We start from the raw sequence: 18,363 nt of genomic DNA, 5'->3' as shown, positions 1-18,363 counted from the left end.
TAAAATTTGATACTTCTTTAATAACAAAATTAGATTCTAACAGTTTTTTAACTACATTCTTTTTTTAATCATCATTTTAGCTATTTTTACATCTAGTAAAAAAATATCTATGCATTTTAAACATCCTGAAATTCTATACTTCTTAGGGCTTTTAATAATTCCTGTTTTAGTTCATTTATTTCAGTTACAACGTTTTGTTAAAGTTCCGTTTACCAATGTTGCTTTTTTACAAAAACTAGTTTTACAAACACGTAAAAGTTCACAAATAAAAAAATGGTTAATTCTTACAACTCGATTATTACTTTTAACCGCTATTATTTTTGCTTTTGCGCAACCCTATTTTAGCAATCACACAATTGATAAAAAGAAAAACTTTTTTATTTATTTAGATAATTCTTTAAGTACTAATACTAAAGGAGAAAAAGGAAATTTATTACAAATTGCCTCTCAGGAAATTATCGAAAATCTTTCAGATAATATTACCTATTCATTATTAACAAATGATAACTTTTACAGAAATAAAACAACAAGTGATTTAAAAAAAATATTACTTAAAGTTTCTAATACTTCTAAAGACAGAAGCCTTAAAGATGTTTTATTGAAAGTTTCTACAGAAAACAAGGCGCAAAACTCTTTATCAAAAAACATTTTTATTTCTGACTTTCAAAACTATACCAAAAATGATTTTGATGATGTAAATACTCCTATCTCATTAGTTAATCTTATTCCTGAATTAAAAAATAACATAGCTATTGACAGTGTTTTTTTAGACGACAATGGTTCTTCTAACTTTAATCTTAATATTCTTGTAAGCAATCAAGGAAAAGCTCAAAAAAACATTCCTATCTCTCTTTCTAACGATAATAAATTAATAAATAAACAAACCTTTTCTATTGAAGAAAATCAAGTAAAAAAAATTGTTTTTTCTATTGTTAAACCTCCTGAATTCTTAGGAAAAATAAGCCTCAATTTCAGTGACACTTACAGTTTCGATAATTCCTTTTACTTTACAATTGATACTAGCACCAAAATTAATGTGCTAGCTATAGGAAAGCCTTCTGATTTTATAAATAGAATTTATACCAAAGACGAATTTAACTTAACTATATTTAGTAGTAAAAACATAAACTACAATCTAATCCCTAAGCAAAGTTTAATTATTTTAAATGAACTTGGTAGAATTCCTCAAACACTTATTAATTCTTTAGTAGATTATACCAAAAAAGGAGGTAATATTATAGTAATACCTAATAAAAATACTTCTATCTCATCATATAACGAATTACTTACTAGTTTTAATGCTGGTAAAATAGTTGCTAAGAAAAATGATAGTCTAAAAATTACGAGTATTAACTATAATCATCCTCTATTAAAAAATGTTTTTGAAAAAAAAGTTCAAAATTTTCAATATCCTTTTGTTAAAGAATCATTCACGTCTATATTAAATAACGAGAGTAATTTAGTTTCTTTTGAAAACAAAGATGGCTTTATTAAACAAGTAAATTTATCAAATGCTAACTTGTATTGGGTGGCTGCACCTTTAGAAAAAGAAAATAGTAATTTTACTAATTCTCCACTAATTGTTCCTATATTTTATAACATAGGAAAACATAGTTTACAATTATCAGAATTGTATTACACTATTGGAGAAGACAATACGATTGATATTAATAAGCAATTAGGAAAAGATGAAATTTTGACTATTTCAAATAATGAAAATTCATTTATACCTTTACAACAAACCTTTCAAAATAAGGTTAGAATTACTACTAAAGACCAACCTTTAAAAGCTGGTTTTTATCAGGTAAAACAACAAGAAAGTCTTTTAAAAAACATAGCTTATAATTATCCTAAAAGTGAAAGTTCATTACAATTTTTAGATATTTCATCAACTACAAACAAAGACATCTCTACTTCAGTAAAAAACACTTTACAGGATATAAATAGTGAAACTAAAATTCAATGGCTTTGGAAGTGGTTTTTAGCGCTAGCCATCGTATCTTTGCTTTTAGAAATTTTGATATTAAAATTTTTTAAAACATGACAACGCTGCTAAAATCGGCAACAATTATTGATGCCACCAGCTCTTACCACAAACAAACTAAAGATATTTTAATTACCGACGGTATTATTACCAAAATTGAGGATGCTATTTCTGCTCCTAAAGGGTGTGAAATTGTAACACTTGAAAACTTACATATTTCTACTGGATGGTTTGATACGAGTGTTTCTTTTGGTGAGCCTGGTTATGAAGAACGAGAAACTATCAAAAATGGTTTACTTACTGCTTCAAAAAGTGGATTTACTGATGTTGCAGTAAATCCAAATACAAATCCTGTTATTGATAATAAATCTGCTGTAGAATTTTTAATAAATAAAGCTAATGGCGATGCAACTAATTTATTTCCTATTGGTACGTTAACACAACAAAGTAAAGGAATTGAAATGGCCGAGTTGTTTGACATGAAACAATCAGGTGCAATAGCTTTTGGCGATTATAAAAAATCTATCAATGATAATTTATTAAAAATAGCTTTATTATATACTCAAAATTTTGATGGTTTAACTTTAAGCTTCCCAAAAAACAACTCTATTGCAGGTGAAGGAGTTGCTAATGAAGGAAAAAACAGCACTTTACTTGGGTTAAAAGGAATTCCTGCCTTAGCAGAAGAAATTCAAATTTCTCGAGACTTATTCTTATTAGAATACACAGGAGGAAAATTACATATCCCAACTATTTCTACAAAAAAATCTGTAGAACTAATTAGAGAGGCTAAAAAGAAAGGATTAGATGTTACATGTAGTGTTACCATTCATAATTTGGTTTTAACAGATGATGAACTACATGGTTTTGATGGTAACAAAAAGGTTAATCCACCTTTAAGAACATCAACTGATACCGAGGCTTTAGTAGAAGGTTTAAAAGACGGTACCATAGACATTATTACATCTGACCATAATCCTATTGATATAGAACATAAAAAAGTAGAATATTCAACTGCTAAAGATGGAACTATTGGTTTAGAGAGTGCTTTTGGTGCTTTAAACACTGTATTGGATATTGAAACAATTGTAAAATGCTTATCTCATAATCCTAAAAATCGTTTTGGTATTGAGCAGAACTCTATAGAAGAAAACCAAAAAGCTTGTCTGTCTATATTTAATCCTGATGGAAATTTTATTTTTTCTAAAGACCATATCATTTCTACTTCTAAGAATAGCATCTTTTTAGACAAAGAATTAAGAGGTAGTGTTTATGGTATATATAATAAAGGACAGCTTATTCTAAACGCTTAATCCAAAAAGACAACAACAATTCTAGGCAAAAACAATACAATAATCAGTTATTGGTAAATTAACTTCATTTACCAAAACTGCTTTAAGGAATTTATTACATGAGTTTACACTATATTATACGAGAGCCTAAAAAGGCTTCTACCAATCCCCCACTATTAATTTTATTACATGGATATGGTAGTAACGAAAGAGATTTATTTTCATTTTCTGAAGAACTACCTGATGAATTATTAATCGTAAGCGCCCAAGCTCCATATAGCATGGGATATGATGGATATGCTTGGTATGCTATTAACTTCGATGCTAACAATGAAAAGTTTTCTGATCTAGGCCAAGCAAGAGAATCAATGACTAAAATTGCTTCTTTCATTAATGAAATTAAAGAGAAATACAATACAAACCCAAATAAAACGTTTCTTTTAGGGTTTAGTCAAGGAGCAATATTAAGCTATGCTTTAAGCCTTAATAATCCAAACATGGTACAACATGTAATAGCTTTAAGTGGGTATATTAATGAAGATTTGTTACCAGCTGAAGTTAATACTGAAATAACAACTGATTATTATATTTCTCATGGTACAGTAGATCAGGTTTTACCAGTTAATTGGGCTAGAAAAGCACCTAGTTTATTGGAAAATTACAATTTAAAAAGTGATTATTCTGAATATCCTGTAGGTCATGGTGTAGCTCCTCAAAATTTTTACAGTTTTAAGAATTGGATTGAGCAACGATTAAAATAATGTTTTTAACTTTACACAAAATTTAATTAATGGATATTTTTACTCATCAAAATGCTTACAAATGGTTCGTACCTATTTGTGCATTAGCAATTTTTATTGAGATGTACTTTAGCTACAAAAGAAAAGCTAAAAATTATGAGTTCAAAGATGTTTCAACAAATGTCTACTTTGCCATAACCAATGTTTTTTTAGATGGCCTTATGTATGGAGTTTCATTTATAGTAATGAACTTTTTTTACAGCTATAGATTAATTAACTGGGAAAGCACAGGCGTTTTATATTGGTTAATCGCTTTTATAGGACAAGACTTTCTATATTATATCCACCATTATGTAGATCATCATTCGCGCTTTTTCTGGGCAGTTCATGTTACGCATCATAATTCTGAATACTATAACATTTCAACTGGATTCCGTTCCCCTGTATTCCAACCTTTTTATAGGTTTATGTTTTTAATTCCATTGATTCTTGTTGGTATAGCTCCACTGCATATCATGTTTGCTTATGCAATGAATCAAAACTATGGAACCTTATGTCATACAAATTTTATTAAAAGAAATAAACGTAAAGGTGTTCTTGGTTTCTTTTTAAATATATGGGAATACATTTTTGTAACACCATCACATCATAGAGTTCATCATGCTTCTAACTACAAATATTTAGATAAAAACATGGGAATGACACTTATAATTTGGGATAGAATTTTTGGTACATTTCAGGCAGAAGAAGATGAAGAAGACTACGAAAAACTTAAATTCGGATTAACTAAACCTTTAGAAGATAAAGGACCTGTTAATATCATTTTCCATGAGTGGAAAGAAATTTTTAAAGATTTCTTTAGCCGTAAAAAGCATTTACCGTTAGGTACTCGTTTGAAATATGTTTTTATGCCACCAGGCTGGAGTCATGATGGAAGTTCTAAAACAAGTAAACAACTTCAGAAAGAGTTATTCGAAAATAGTAAATAATAAAAAACCGAGTACAATACTCGGTTTTTTTGTTTATCCTAAAATTTGATTGGCATGTTCTTTTGTTTTTACTTTCAAAATAACATCTTCAATTACTCCATTTTCATCAATTACAAATGTTGTACGGTGGATTCCATCATATTCACGTCCCATAAATTTCTTTGGCCCCCAAACTCCGAAAGCATTGATTACTTCTTTACTTTCATCTGCTAATAAAGGAAATGGTAGCTCATGTTTATTTATCCAATTTTGCTGGCGTTTTGCTGAATCGGCACTAGCTCCTAAGATTTCATACCCTTTAGATAAAAAAGTTTGATAATTATCTCTCAAATCACAAGCTTCTGCTGTACATCCTGGTGTACTTGCTTTTGGGTAGAAAAATAATACTAATTTTTTTCCTTTATAATCAGAAAGTTTAACAACATTTCCTTTTTCATCAACTGATTCGAAATTTGGTGCTTTATCTCCTATTTTTAATGTAGTCATAATTTGTATTTTTGCGAATATAAAGATATTGAAAATGACCAAAGCAGACAAAGTACAATTTGTTATTAATACATTAAAAGAGCTATATCCTGAAATTCCTGTTCCTCTAGATCATAAAGACCCTTACACTTTACTTGTAGCAGTTTTATTATCTGCTCAATGTACAGATGTTAGAGTAAATCAAATTACTCCTTTACTTTTTGCTAAGGCAGATAATCCTTATGATATGGTAAAAATGTCTGTTGAAGAAATTAAAGAAATTATCAGACCTTGCGGGTTATCTCCAATGAAGTCTAAAGGCATACATGGTTTATCAAAAATATTGATTGAAAAACATAATGGTGAAGTACCAGAAAGTTTTGAGTATTTAGAAGAACTACCAGCAGTTGGTCATAAAACAGCCAGTGTTGTAATGAGTCAAGCTTTTGGCGTACCTGCTTTTCCTGTTGATACTCATATACATAGATTAATGTTCCGCTGGAATCTTTCTAACGGAAAAAGTGTAACTCAAACAGAAAAAGATGCCAAACGATTATTTCCTAGAGAGCATTGGAACGATTTACATTTACAAATTATATGGTATGGTAGAGAGTATTCTCCTGCTCGTGGATGGAATTTAGAAAATGATATTATTACAAAAACAATAGGCAGAAAAACTGTTCTTGATGAATATTATAAAAACAGAACATAAAAAAAGCTCCAACTTTTGTTGAAGCTTTTTCCACTCTTAATTCAAATTCAATTCAATGAGATAGTTTGATTTTGTTTTAACTACTTTTAACGATTTAGAAAAATTAATCAAAAATTGAATTGTTTCTTGTTTAGGTTTCATTTTAAAATCCGAAGATCTTTCAGAGTAAAGTTGCATCATAAAAATTCCCTTATTTATTTATTTTCAATTATTTAACGATGCTTTTTTACTTTTATTGTCTAATTCACCAAAATAATTTTATTTTTCTCTACAATCTTCCTTAAATTAATTAATGCATACCTCATTCTACCTAAAGCTGTATTAATACTAACTCCCGTATTTTCAGATATTTCATTAAAACTCATATCGTTGTAAATACGCATTTTTAAAACTTCTTTTTGTTCTTCAGGTAACTCCTCAACTAAATCTTTAACATCAGATAGTATTTGTTCTTTTATTATCTGATTTTCTGCATTTAACGTTCCGTCACTTAATACAGAAAAAATATCAAAATCATCTGTATTATTAAATGTTGGCATCCTATTACTCTTTCTAAAGTAATCTATAATTAAATTATGAGCTATCCTCATAACCCAAGGTAAAAACTTTCCTTCTTCGTTATAGCTTCCTTTTTTTAGTGTTCTTATTACTTTAATAAAAGTATCTTGAAAAATATCTTCTGTAGTATCTCTATCTTGTATTTTGCTATATATAAAGCTATACAAGCGTTGTTGGTGACGTTTAATCAATAATTCTATTGCTAACTCTTTTCCGTTAATGTAGTTTTTAACTAATACACTATCACTTACATCGTTTTTATGCATCATAATTACTTTTTTTTAAAGAAGTCTTTCACAGAGTTTCTTTGGTTAAGGGGTATGTTTATTAAAAGTAATTATTTAGCTATAGGCGTTTATTTATTGATTAATAACTAGTTACAAATATTGCTTTTTTTATATAAAAAACCAAAAATAATTTATTATTTTTATAAAAATCTTAACAAATTCAGTATTTACAGCCTATTTCTTTAGCCTCTTTACCAAACTGAAAATCAGAACTTTTTTTTCATTTTAATCATTTAATTTCCTAGTTTCTAGGTTATGTTTTTCATATATTTACAATAAACTTAGTTTATATATTTAATTAATCCTCCGAAAACTATGACTACTAATACCACACCCTCAATCATCTTTCCTCCAGGGAAAGTAATTTCATCAGAAGTAACAATTAAAACGTCTGGAAGCATCTATTTTGAAAATAAATCTAAGCAGCCCCTACCTTCAATTGTAGAATCAACCAGAAACTTAAATGGTTCTATAAATGTAAAAGCACTTATTTTTGTAAATTCTTCTACCCCATTATCAGCTTCAGCCATAAAAATATCTCAACTATTTTCTGTAAGTAATTTTGGTAACTATAAATTACAATTTTTTATACATTCTACTGTAGAAGGTATGCTGGACATCAATAAACAGAAAACTTCAAATGAATACCAAGCTTATACAATTGAGTTTACTACTAACGAAGAAACAAATTTTCCAGAAGGCTTAACTTTATATGACATCAAAGTAGTACAAACATTTGTTTGGGACATTGACCCAAGAACTTCTAGAGGAACAGAAACTGCAGTTCAAGATACTACACCAGATTAGTTCTGTAATAATAAATATAAAGGCTCAATAGTTGAGCCTGTTTCTTTTATATAATTTTTACCCCCCGTAACAAATGCATATTCTAAGAACTATATTATTATTATTCAGTATCCAAGTATTTTCTCAAAATAAAAACGACTTATCATTAGAGTTTGAAAAAATAATTAATCAGCATAGTAATAGAGTAAATTTAAAAAAGATAAATACTTTTTTTAAACAAAAACAATGGGACTCTACTTTAGTTCATTCTTATAATTTATTAAAAAAAACTAAAGAGGAAAAGTTGTTAAATTATATTTATTATCTAAGAGCTCGGAGTTTCAAAAAGAAAAATGTCCTTGATCAATCTTTAGAAGAATATCAATCAATTTTATCTGATTTCCCGTTCTATTACTATGTAAGAGGAGCTATTGGTGAAATATTTTTGCTTCAAAATAAATACAAAAAAGCCCTAAATATTTTTCTTGATTTAGAAAAAAATTACACCAATATAAAATACAAACCAGAAGAAAGCGCTATTTATGAAAATATAGGACTTTGCTATTTCCATTTATCAAAATTTAAAAAATCTGAAAAATACTTGTTAGATAGCAACTCTCTACTTGAAAAAAGTAAAGATACACTGCGTTTAATCTACTCGTATATAAATGTTGCTAATGTGTATTACGAACAATACATGGATAATGAAGCCATTCCTTTTTTTGTTAAAGCATATGAACTTTCAAAAAAAACGTCAAATTTTAAGATAAAAAGAAAAGCTGCTTTAAATATGGCTGTGGTTGAAGAAAACAGAAAAGATTTAGTTAAAGCTCTTGTTTATAGAAAAGAATTTGAAAAATGGAAAGATTCTCTTAATAACCAAAATAAAATCTGGGCTGTAGCTCAAGTAGAAAAGAAACTTGCTGTAGCTCAAAAACAAAAACAAATAAATTTATTAGAGGCTGAAAATAAATTAAAAGTATCACAACGAAATGGATTTTTCATTTCTTCTATTTTACTTATCCTTCTACTTACAAGTGGATTTTTCTTGTATTCTCAAAAAAGCAAAGCCAATAAAATAATTACAACCCAAAAAGACGAACTCAATCAATTAAATAAAACAAAAGACAAACTATTTTCCATAGTAAGTCATGATTTAAGATCTTCTGTTGATTTATTAAAAAAGAGTAACTCTCATCTCTTAACAGAAATTAAAAATCGTAATTACAACACATTAGGTGATATTGTAAATAAAAATGCAGCTATTGCTAATAGTTCTTACAACTTACTAGACAACTTGTTAAACTGGTCGACAATGCAAACAAAACAACTTTATTTTCATATAGAATCTGTTGATTTATTCTCTATAATCCAGCAAGTTTCTTTTAATTACCAACCATTGTTTGACGCAAAGAAAATAACTTTTACAAATAAAATAGCTTCAGGAGTTTTTATTAATGCTGATATAGATTCTCTTAAAATAATTATTCGAAATTTATTAGACAACGCTATTAAGTTTTCTAATGAAAACGACACTATAATTATTTATAATTTCTCAACTAAAAATAACTTAGAATCACTAGTAATAGAAGACACTGGAATTGGAATGAGTGAAGAAACTGTCAAAGATCTTCTAAAAGACACAACATTACTCAACAAAAAAAGAAATCAAGAGGAAATTGGTACTGGATTAGGTATCCACCTCTGTAAAACATTAATCGAAAAAAACAACGCACAATTTAAAATTGAAAGTATTAAAGATATGGGTACAAAAATGATTATCAGTTTTCCAAAATCGAACTAAATATGGATAAAATAAACATATTAATTGTTGAAGACAATAGCATTATAGCAATGGAGCTAAAAGCTATTTTAGAAAAAAATGGATATAATGTAGTTGGTATTGGACATAGTTACCAAGAAGCTTTAACGCTCTTTTACAAACTTACTGTCGACCTAGTAATTATTGATGTCTTTTTAGGCGCCAATCCCGAAGGAATTACTTTTGCTGAAACTATCTCTACAGTTCCTAAATCGTTAAAACCATTTATTTTCTTAACAGGCTCTAAAGATCGACACATATTTGAAAGAGCTAAATTAACCAAACCTTTTCGTTTCTTATTAAAACCTTTTAATGAATTAGAAATTTTATATGCCATAGAAATGGCTATTGAAAAGTTTTATGACCAAACAAATATTTTCGCTAGTACTAATCAAAATACTGTAATTAGTGATGATTACTTATTTATTAAGAAAAGAGATTCTTTAAAGAAAGTAATACTTTCCAACATCATTTATATTGAAGTTGATAATAGGTATTGTAACATCATTACAGAAGATGAAAAATTTATAATTCAAATTTCTTTAGGAAAAATGAATGATTATTTAAATAATTCTTTATTTAAACAAGTACATAGAAAATACATTGTAAATATCAATGCAATTGACCAAATAAGGTTTAAAGAAAATTCTTTATTGTTAAAAGGTAGACATGTAGTTTACTTTAGTGATAAGTACAAAGAAACCATCAAATCATTTGCCATTTTAAAATAAGTTTTGACTCATAAACTCAACTAACCAATCCTAAATGACGTATAATTTTTATACGTCATTTTTTTTGTGTCACTACATAAAAAAATGTGTTCACAACATATCTGTAAAATTCAACTTATTAAAAAAGTAACTTCATTTCAGAAAATAATTGCTGCCAATAATAAACAAATACAATTATTAAAAGTATCTGTTTCTAAATTAAGCATCAATATTTAAAACACTAAATAGAACGAATTTCAAACTAAAATCAAACTAATCTTACATTATAATTAAAACAATTTACAATATGGAAACTGTACAAAAAGAAACTTTAAAAACAATAGATAAAGCTATCAAGGAAAATCTTACTGCAGAAATAGGAACCAAAATTAAACTTAAACTAAGCATGAAAAATGCTCTTGGAAAAGTTACTGATAGAGGTTATATGGGAATAACAAAAAAAAGCGGTAAAAATTTTGTTTGCGATTTAAGCAAGGAAGAAGCTACCATATTTGAGGTAAAAAAAACTAAATATGCTCAAGATGGATATAATACCTATGAAATTAAAAATGGTAAATACAAAAAACGTTGGTTGGATTACCATATAGGGTTCGGTAATGGAGAATTATTTGCTGAAAGTCATAACTTTTTCGAATTTGACATTGCTATTTGGAGAGAAAAAGACGAATCATTATTTGCTCTTGCTGGAAAGAAAATTGCTATCCCTGTTAGAGGCACTAAAGAAGGTACATCAATGTTTGTTTCTGAAGACCCTCGCTATCCTATATTCTATGTTACTGAAGAAAAACAATAAAACATACTATTTCATACATGTAAAAACATTTTATCAAACCCGATAAAGTGTTTTTATAAAACTTAACTAACTGCTAATCAATATGATGCAACCAATAATTACAATACAGTTAAAAGAACAAATTGATTCTTTTTTAAAAGAACTAAATAAAATCATTCCTTCAAATGTAACTATTTCTACCAATTGGGGAGACTTACAAAATGTATATGAACACAATATAAAAAGTCAAATTTTTAATAGGCGTTTACAATTCAACCCTTTTGTTATAGTGTACTGTGAAACAGCTTCTGATGTTGAAGCTACATACAATACAGCTATCAAAAACAAACTTCCTATAAAAGTTAGAGCCGGTGGACACGATCATGAAGGAGAATGCAACGGAACCAACGTTGTATTAATTGATGTTTCAAAAATGAACCGTGTTTCTATAGATCCAGACAGTAAAATAGCTAAAATAGGACCTGGTATTCGATTTGAATCACTTACTTCAATATTAGCCGATAATAATGTTATGATACCGCATGGAACTTGTGCAACTGTAGGAATTGCCGGATTTACCATGGGAGGTGGTTGGGGTCCATGGACTCGAAAAATGGGAATGTGTTGCGAACATTTAGTTGGAGCTACTATCCTACTTGGAAATGGTAAATTAGTAAACCTAAACGCAAACCCAGAAACAGGTTCTATACCAGACTTACTTTGGGCACTTAGAGGAGGTGGTGGTATGAGTTATGGTATTGTTACTGAACTACGTATTCAAACATTTCCATTACCAAAAATTTTACATCGTTTTGAAATTGAATGGAATCCATATTCTGATCAAAATCCTGATTTAATAGAAGAAAATGTTCCTACTATTCAAGTATTGAAAAAATGGGAAGAATTAATTACTTCAGAAAATACTCCTAGACTAACTGGTACTAATTTAAAAATAAACGGAAGACCTTGGGATAATAACACACCAATCGATACTGAAACTATAGCACATAATTGTGTGTTTTATGGATATTGGGAAGGCGATGAAGCTAATTTAACTGATGCCATAAATGATAATTTCACAGGAGTTCTGGGAAACTATGAATTTACTATTGAGCCAGCTACGGGTGCAGATTTTCATCATAAAAATAATTATGGTAAAAATTTGATGAGTAATTGGGACAGAGAATCTCATTCTAAAATTTTAAGCAAACTAAACTTACTTCAGGGAACTCCTTTACAACCTGATGAAGATTTACCTGCTCCACATAAAATCACTTCTCGTTTAGTTGATAAAAATGGATTGGACTACAATAATAAAAATGGATATCAACAACTTTTAAAAAGTTTAACATCAAGTTTAATATTAGATGGCAATAGAGCTTTAGGATTATTTAACTATGTTACTTTGGGAGCCATAGTGGGAGATTTCTATAAACAAAAAGGTGAAGAAACAAATAGCGCATTCCCATACAAAGACAAGCTATATACCATACAATATCAATGTTGGTGGAATACAGAAGTTGAAGAAAAAGAAGAGTTTCAAGACAACTTTGTATATGACAGAACAAATCGTGCTTTAGATTGGATTGAAGCTAGTAGAGATTTTGATATTCCTAATACCTCTGGTGCTTTTATTAGTTTTAAAGATAGTTCAATCCCTACCAAAACATATTTTGATAAAAGCTACAAACGATTAATAGAAATAAAAGAAAACGAATCTAAAGACCCATATAATCATTTCAGAACTCGTAAAACTATTATTTAATAAATACAATACATCTAAACATAAAACATTATGAAAAAAAAAGTAGTAGGCTATTTTAGCAACTGGATTACATTAGCTGATATAGAAAGTAAATACGAAGGATATACAGATCTCTTATTTTCATTCTGGCAAGACCCTAAAAAAGGAGTAATTGGGGCAGCAGAAGCAGTAGTAAACAATCCTGAAATTATTAGTTTTTTAAAAAGTAAAAATAAAAAATGTATTCTTGCTGCAGGAGGCGAATACTTGAATCCACTAAATTTTGACCCCAAAATTTATGGTTATAACCTTGCTAATTTTGCTATACAGCATCAATTTAATGGAGTTGATTTAGACATAGAGAATATTATAATGGACTCTCAAACAATTCAATGGTTAGTTGATGTAACAATAGCAGTAAATAAAACTAGTATGGAAAAGAACTATCCATTACAAATTTCCCATGCACCACAAGCACCATACTTTATGTTTAATGGAGGTTATAGCGAAATAGAAAGAAAAACTAATGGGATAATTGATTATTATAATATTCAATATTATAATCAAGGAAATTGGGAATATCAATCTTATGAAAACTATAATTCTTTATTTGAGACTCAATATAATGCTGTACTAAACCCTACCTCTATTTTAAGTATTACTAAACAGAATGTACCTTCTCATAAACTAATTCTAGGAAAACCTATTACACCGGAAGATGTAAATAACACAGGATATATTCCTACTGAAAAGCTTGAAGCTATATTAAGTAAAGCCATCGATAATAAAATAGAATTTGGAGGTATAATGGGATGGAAAGTAGATAGCGATATAAATGGAGAATGGGGATTAGCAATGTCAAAAACTTTACAAAACTCCAAGGTAAACATCAGTATATAAATCATATACTTTATTTTCTTAAAATATAGAAATATCAAAACCGAATTTTTAATTGAATACTAGAAATTCGGTTTATTTAAAATAAGTTGTTTTTTTCATACAAACTACTTCTTTTCCGAAGTTAAATAACGGTTAAATAATACAATCCAAGATGTTATATTTCAACATAATAAAATCCAAATATACATACTTAAAAACCTATTTCACAACGCATATAACTGCATTCGCAACATAAAAAAAAGAGCTCACAACATTATTTAAAAACCCTTCTAAGTATAAAAAGTAACTTTATAAATGAAAGAAAATATAGCGCTAATATTAATTCTTTTAAACTAACTAAAGTAGAGACAGAAACTACTAAAAAAAACGAGGCGTCCCCCGAAAAGCCTTATGAGTAGGAATTATAAAATTTATTAAAATGAGCAAAACAGTTTGGACAATTAATGCAATTGTAAATACACAATATTTGAGTAAACTTGAAGGATCAAATAGCTGGGAAAACCCAATTGGTGGTGGTCAATATTTCAATGATAATATATATTATGTGGCTACAAGAAACACTGATGGAAAAGTAGTTACAGGAAACGATAGAAATTTTTCTTTAGAAGTTAAGCCTCATGATACTATTCAGTGGATTGTAAACCCAAGTAACCCAACAAATGATAATCAATTTGGAGTAGTTATGTATGGTTTTGAATCTGGTAGTAATTGGGATAAATCTTTTACTAAACCTGATTCAAGAAATTTAGAAATTTATTTCGCTCAACTTACCAATGGATTTATGAACCCACAACAACCAAGTAATAACTTTTTAAAAGGTAGTACAGCTGAAATTGGTGTTCCTGAAACTAACGTAAAAGCAGAACCTCAGTTTAACGACCAAATCAATTATCATATAAAATTATTGCTGTTAGATTTATCATCTCCATCTAATCCAAAAATTTTAAAATATGTTAAAGCTGACCCTATCTTTAAAATAGTTATGGATGCAGTTTATTATGAAAGCCTTCAAACAGTATAATAATCAATAATATAAAACAGCTATAAAGTAAAATTATAGCTGTTTTTAATTATTACACCAAATCAAACTATTGATAGGTTTAATTAAAATGTAGAGTTCAGAAACTACAATAAAAACGAGGCGTAATCCGAAAAGCCTTATGAGTAGGAAAAAATATTAAACTTAAAACGTCCCTCATGGAAAATCAAAACAACGAAATCAGACATTATTTTAATTTAAATTACAGAATTAGCAATAATCTTGCTGGTGGAATTTCTTTTAATGTATCATTAATAGTTGATACTAACACAAAAAAGATTATTGGAAAAGGAAATATTACACAAGCTGTAAACCCTCCTTTAAATATTCCTACTATTTTAAGCGGTGATTATTCATATATGTGTACAATGAATTCATGCAACATTTTAGTAGTAGCAGAAGGAGTATCTCCTTATTCTCCTTTAATATTAGGAGCTCCTCAACCAATACAAAATGTAAAGTTGAGAATGTCATTAGAAGACGATTGGAAATCTGGTACAGCAACATACTCATTTTTACGTGATGGAAAATGGGTGGATGTTGATTATCAAAAAGTTGAACTTGTTGAATTATCTGACGAATTGAATGTAGATAAACTTTCTTCTTTTGTAAAAGAACAAAACTTGGAAACAAGTTTATAAAACCCAAATAAACCACACTACTTGGTAGTGTGGTTTTAATTTAAATTACACTTCAATATCTGTTTCTTACCTAAAAAATAAACCGTACTTTTATCGTTTATTTTTGTGTGTAAATGAAGACAGATATTTCTACTATAAATCCTAAAGAAAACATCATTATAAAAGGAGCAAGTCTCCATAACTTAAAAAATATTGATGTTGTTATTCCTCGTAATAAATTAGTTGTTATTACTGGACTTTCTGGTTCAGGGAAATCATCCTTAGCTTTTGATACTTTGTATGCAGAAGGTCAAAGACGCTACGTAGAAAGCTTATCGTCTTACGCACGTCAATTCTTAGGTAAATTACACAAACCAAAAGTAGATTATATTAAAGGAATTGCTCCAGCAATTGCCATAGAGCAAAAGGTAAACTCTACCAACCCTAGATCAACCGTAGGTACCTCAACAGAAATTTACGATTATATCAAACTATTATATGCTCGTATCGGAAAAACCTTTTCTCCTATTTCTGGTGATGAAGTAAAGAAACATACGGTTTCCGACGTTTTAAATTTTGTAAAGCAATTTGAAGAACGCACTAAATTATTGTTATTAGCTCCTATCACAATCAACGAAAAAAGAGATATTAAAACAGTAATTCAGGTATTAACCCAACAAGGCTATGCTCGTATAAAATATAACGATACTGTATATAGAATTGATGAATTCCCTATTGCTGATTTTAAAGGCAACGAATTACTTTTAGTTGTAGATCGAATTGTTGTAAAAAATGAAGAAGATTTTTATAATCGTTTAGGAGATGCTGTACAAACTGCTTTTTTTGAAGGGAAAGGAATTTGTTTTATTGAAAACTTAGCCGATAATAAGCTTACTGAATTTAGTAATAAATTTGAATTAGATGGAATTTCTTTCTTAGAACCCAACACACACCTTTTTAGTTTTAACAATCCCTATGGAGCTTGTCCAACTTGTGAAGGTTATGGAAGTGTGATAGGAATTGATGAAGAATTAGTAATTCCTAATACAGGACTTTCTATTTATGAAGATGCAATTTTTCCTTTCAAAACAGAAAGTTATCGAGAATATAAAGACAATTTAATTTTAAACGCTTCAGATTTTGATATTCCAATTCATAAACCTTGGTTTGAGCTTACTGAAGAGCAAAAACTATTAGTTTGGAATGGAACTAAAAAGTTTGATGGAATTAATAGTCTATTCAAAAAATTAGAAGAAAAAAGTTATAAAATTCAAAATCGGGTAATGCTTTCTCGATATAGAGGTAAAACTACTTGTACTGATTGTACTGGTAAACGTTTACGAAAAGAAGCTAACTATGTACAAGTATACGGTAAGGTAATTTCTGATTTAGTTAGCTTACCACTAGATGAACTTGCTGCTTTTTTCAAAAGTATACAACTTAACAAATACGAAGAAAAAATAGGAAAACGATTACTTACTGAAATTAATAATCGTTTACAGTTTTTACAAGATGTTGGATTAAATTATTTAACTTTGAATAGAACTTCAAACACACTTTCGGGAGGAGAAAGTCAACGTATAAACTTAGCTACTTCATTAGGAAGTTCTTTAGTAGGTTCAATGTATATTTTAGATGAACCTAGCATTGGATTGCATCCAAAAGATACAGAAAGATTAATTGGAGTTTTAAAAAACCTACGCGACTTAGGTAATACCGTTATTGTTGTAGAACATGACGAAGATATTATGAAAGAAGCCGATTATGTTATTGATATAGGTCCAGAAGCAGGTACTTATGGTGGTAATGTAGTAGCAGAAGGTACCTTTAAAGAAATATTAAAATCAGAATCATTAACTGCTCAATATTTATCAGAAAAGCTAAAAATAGAAGTTCCTGTGCAACGAAGAACTTCTAAAAACACTATTGATATTATTGGAGCTCGTGAAAATAATTTAAAAAACATTAATGTTTCTTTTCCCCTAAACAATCTAACGGTTATTACAGGAGTATCAGGTAGTGGAAAAAGTACTTTAGTAAAGAAAATTCTATATCCAGCAATGCAAAAAGAATTAATTGGATATGGAAATAAAATAGGTCAGTATACAGAAATCAAAGGAAGCTATGATAATTTAAAGCATGTTGAATTCATAGATCAAAACCCGATAGGGCGTTCATCAAGATCTAATCCAGTTACCTACATTAAAGCTTATGATGATATTCGTAAATTATTATCAACTCAAAAGCTATCAAAAATACGTAACTACCAGCCAAAGCATTTTTCCTTTAACGTAGAAGGCGGACGCTGTGAGGTTTGTAAAGGAGAAGGTGAAGTTACTATTGAAATGCAATTTATGGCTGATGTTCATTTAGAATGTGAAGCTTGTAATGGAAAACGCTTTAAAAAGGAAGTTTTAGAAGTTACTTTTGAAGGAAAATCTATTGACGATATTTTAAATCTTACCATAGATGATGCTGTTGCCTTTTTTACAGAACACAATCAACCTAAAATTGCAAAGAAATTAAAACCTTTACACGATGTTGGATTAGGTTATGTACAACTAGGACAATCTTCCTCTACCCTTTCAGGTGGTGAAGCCCAGCGTATAAAACTAGCCTCTTTTTTAGTAAAAGGAAACACTAAAGATAAAGCCTTATTTATTTTTGATGAACCAACAACTGGTTTACATTTCCATGATATTAAGAAATTATTAGCTTCATTCAATGCATTAATAGAAAGAGGGCATTCAATAATTGTAATTGAGCATAATATAGAACTTATTAAATGTGCCGATTATATTATTGATTTAGGTTTAGAAGGTGGAAAAAAAGGAGGTCAATTAATCTTTACAGGTACCCCAGAAGAATTAGCTAAAAATAAAGAATCTTATACTTCAAAGTATTTATTGGAAAAAATATAAT

At 28.7% G+C, this 18,363-nt stretch carries 16 protein-coding genes; 14 read left to right on the top strand and 2 right to left on the bottom strand.

Annotated elements, in window-relative coordinates; translation table 11 throughout:
- Nucleotides 1-109: 109 nt before the first annotated feature.
- The 4 genes from Q0958_RS18235 to Q0958_RS18220 all read left to right on the top strand — a co-directional run bounded on the left by Q0958_RS18235 (nt 110) and on the right by Q0958_RS18220 (nt 5,005).
- Complete coding sequence (locus tag Q0958_RS18235) at nt 110-2,044, top strand: BatA domain-containing protein (protein ID WP_299125815.1); 1,935 nt, start codon at nt 110-112, stop codon at nt 2,042-2,044.
- On the top strand, nt 2,041-3,297 hold the full coding sequence (locus tag Q0958_RS18230; RefSeq protein ID WP_299125814.1) for a dihydroorotase: 1,257 nt from the start codon (nt 2,041-2,043) through the stop codon (nt 3,295-3,297). Before Q0958_RS18235 ends, Q0958_RS18230 begins: the two co-directional genes overlap by 4 nt.
- 98 nt (nt 3,298-3,395) lie before the next feature.
- Nucleotides 3,396-4,037, top strand: a complete 642-nt coding sequence (locus Q0958_RS18225; RefSeq protein ID WP_299125812.1) for an alpha/beta hydrolase-fold protein — start codon at nt 3,396-3,398, stop codon at nt 4,035-4,037.
- A gap of 29 nt (nt 4,038-4,066) precedes the next feature.
- A complete protein-coding gene (locus tag Q0958_RS18220; protein ID WP_299125809.1) occupies nt 4,067-5,005 on the top strand; it encodes a sterol desaturase family protein in 939 nt (312 codons plus the stop codon).
- A gap of 33 nt (nt 5,006-5,038) precedes the next feature.
- Here the strand turns inward: Q0958_RS18220 and bcp are convergent, their stop codons facing one another.
- Nucleotides 5,039-5,491 (bottom strand): thioredoxin-dependent thiol peroxidase, encoded by a 453-nt coding sequence (gene bcp, locus Q0958_RS18215; RefSeq protein WP_299125807.1) that lies wholly within the window; start codon nt 5,489-5,491, stop codon nt 5,039-5,041.
- 34 nt (nt 5,492-5,525) lie between these two features.
- On the opposite strand from bcp, the gene nth reads away from it, so the two are divergent.
- Complete coding sequence (gene nth, locus Q0958_RS18210; RefSeq protein ID WP_299125805.1) at nt 5,526-6,182, top strand: endonuclease III; 657 nt, start codon at nt 5,526-5,528, stop codon at nt 6,180-6,182.
- Nucleotides 6,183-6,421: 239 nt separating this feature from the next.
- Here nth and Q0958_RS18205 read toward each other — a convergent pair whose 3' ends face one another.
- Nucleotides 6,422-7,006: a sigma-70 family RNA polymerase sigma factor gene (locus tag Q0958_RS18205; protein WP_175578701.1), complete on the bottom strand. Its 585-nt coding sequence runs from the start codon at nt 7,004-7,006 to the stop codon at nt 6,422-6,424.
- A 336-nt stretch (nt 7,007-7,342) separates the two neighbouring features.
- Here Q0958_RS18205 and Q0958_RS18200 point away from each other — a divergent pair, with 336 nt between their 5' ends.
- The 9 genes from Q0958_RS18200 (at nt 7,343) to uvrA (ending at nt 18,362) form a co-directional block, all read left to right on the top strand.
- Nucleotides 7,343-7,834, top strand: coding sequence for a hypothetical protein (locus Q0958_RS18200; RefSeq protein WP_299125803.1), 492 nt, complete (start codon nt 7,343-7,345; stop codon nt 7,832-7,834).
- 73 nt (nt 7,835-7,907) lie between these two features.
- Nucleotides 7,908-9,617 carry a tetratricopeptide repeat-containing sensor histidine kinase gene (locus tag Q0958_RS18195; RefSeq protein WP_299125801.1) on the top strand — a complete coding sequence of 570 codons (1,710 nt, stop codon included), beginning with the start codon at nt 7,908-7,910 and terminating at the stop codon, nt 9,615-9,617.
- A 2-nt stretch (nt 9,618-9,619) separates the two neighbouring features.
- Nucleotides 9,620-10,366, top strand: a complete 747-nt coding sequence (locus Q0958_RS18190) for a response regulator transcription factor (protein ID WP_299125799.1) — start codon at nt 9,620-9,622, stop codon at nt 10,364-10,366.
- Nucleotides 10,367-10,652: 286 nt separating this feature from the next.
- A complete protein-coding gene (locus Q0958_RS18185; RefSeq protein WP_299125798.1) occupies nt 10,653-11,159 on the top strand; it encodes a hypothetical protein in 507 nt (168 codons plus the stop codon).
- 82 nt (nt 11,160-11,241) lie between these two features.
- Entirely contained in the window at nt 11,242-12,903 is a 1,662-nt protein-coding gene (locus Q0958_RS18180; RefSeq protein ID WP_299125795.1) for an FAD-dependent oxidoreductase, read from the top strand.
- Nucleotides 12,904-12,933: 30 nt separating this feature from the next.
- Nucleotides 12,934-13,782 carry a glycosyl hydrolase family 18 protein gene (locus Q0958_RS18175; protein WP_299125792.1) on the top strand — a complete coding sequence of 283 codons (849 nt, stop codon included), beginning with the start codon at nt 12,934-12,936 and terminating at the stop codon, nt 13,780-13,782.
- 418 nt (nt 13,783-14,200) lie between these two features.
- On the top strand, nt 14,201-14,803 hold the full coding sequence (locus tag Q0958_RS18170) for a hypothetical protein (protein ID WP_299125790.1): 603 nt from the start codon (nt 14,201-14,203) through the stop codon (nt 14,801-14,803).
- A 176-nt stretch (nt 14,804-14,979) separates the two neighbouring features.
- Entirely contained in the window at nt 14,980-15,462 is a 483-nt protein-coding gene (locus Q0958_RS18165; protein ID WP_299125788.1) for a DUF1842 domain-containing protein, read from the top strand.
- Nucleotides 15,463-15,575: 113 nt separating this feature from the next.
- A complete protein-coding gene (gene uvrA, locus Q0958_RS18160) occupies nt 15,576-18,362 on the top strand; it encodes an excinuclease ABC subunit UvrA (RefSeq protein ID WP_299125785.1) in 2,787 nt (928 codons plus the stop codon).
- The last annotated feature ends 1 nt before the right edge of the window (nt 18,363 follow it).

The organism is uncultured Tenacibaculum sp., assembly GCF_947499065.1.
In the GTDB taxonomy this organism is placed as follows: domain Bacteria; phylum Bacteroidota; class Bacteroidia; order Flavobacteriales; family Flavobacteriaceae; genus Polaribacter.
Note: the sequence above shows the minus strand (reverse complement) of the source record. Positions and strands in the feature narration are given on the sequence as shown.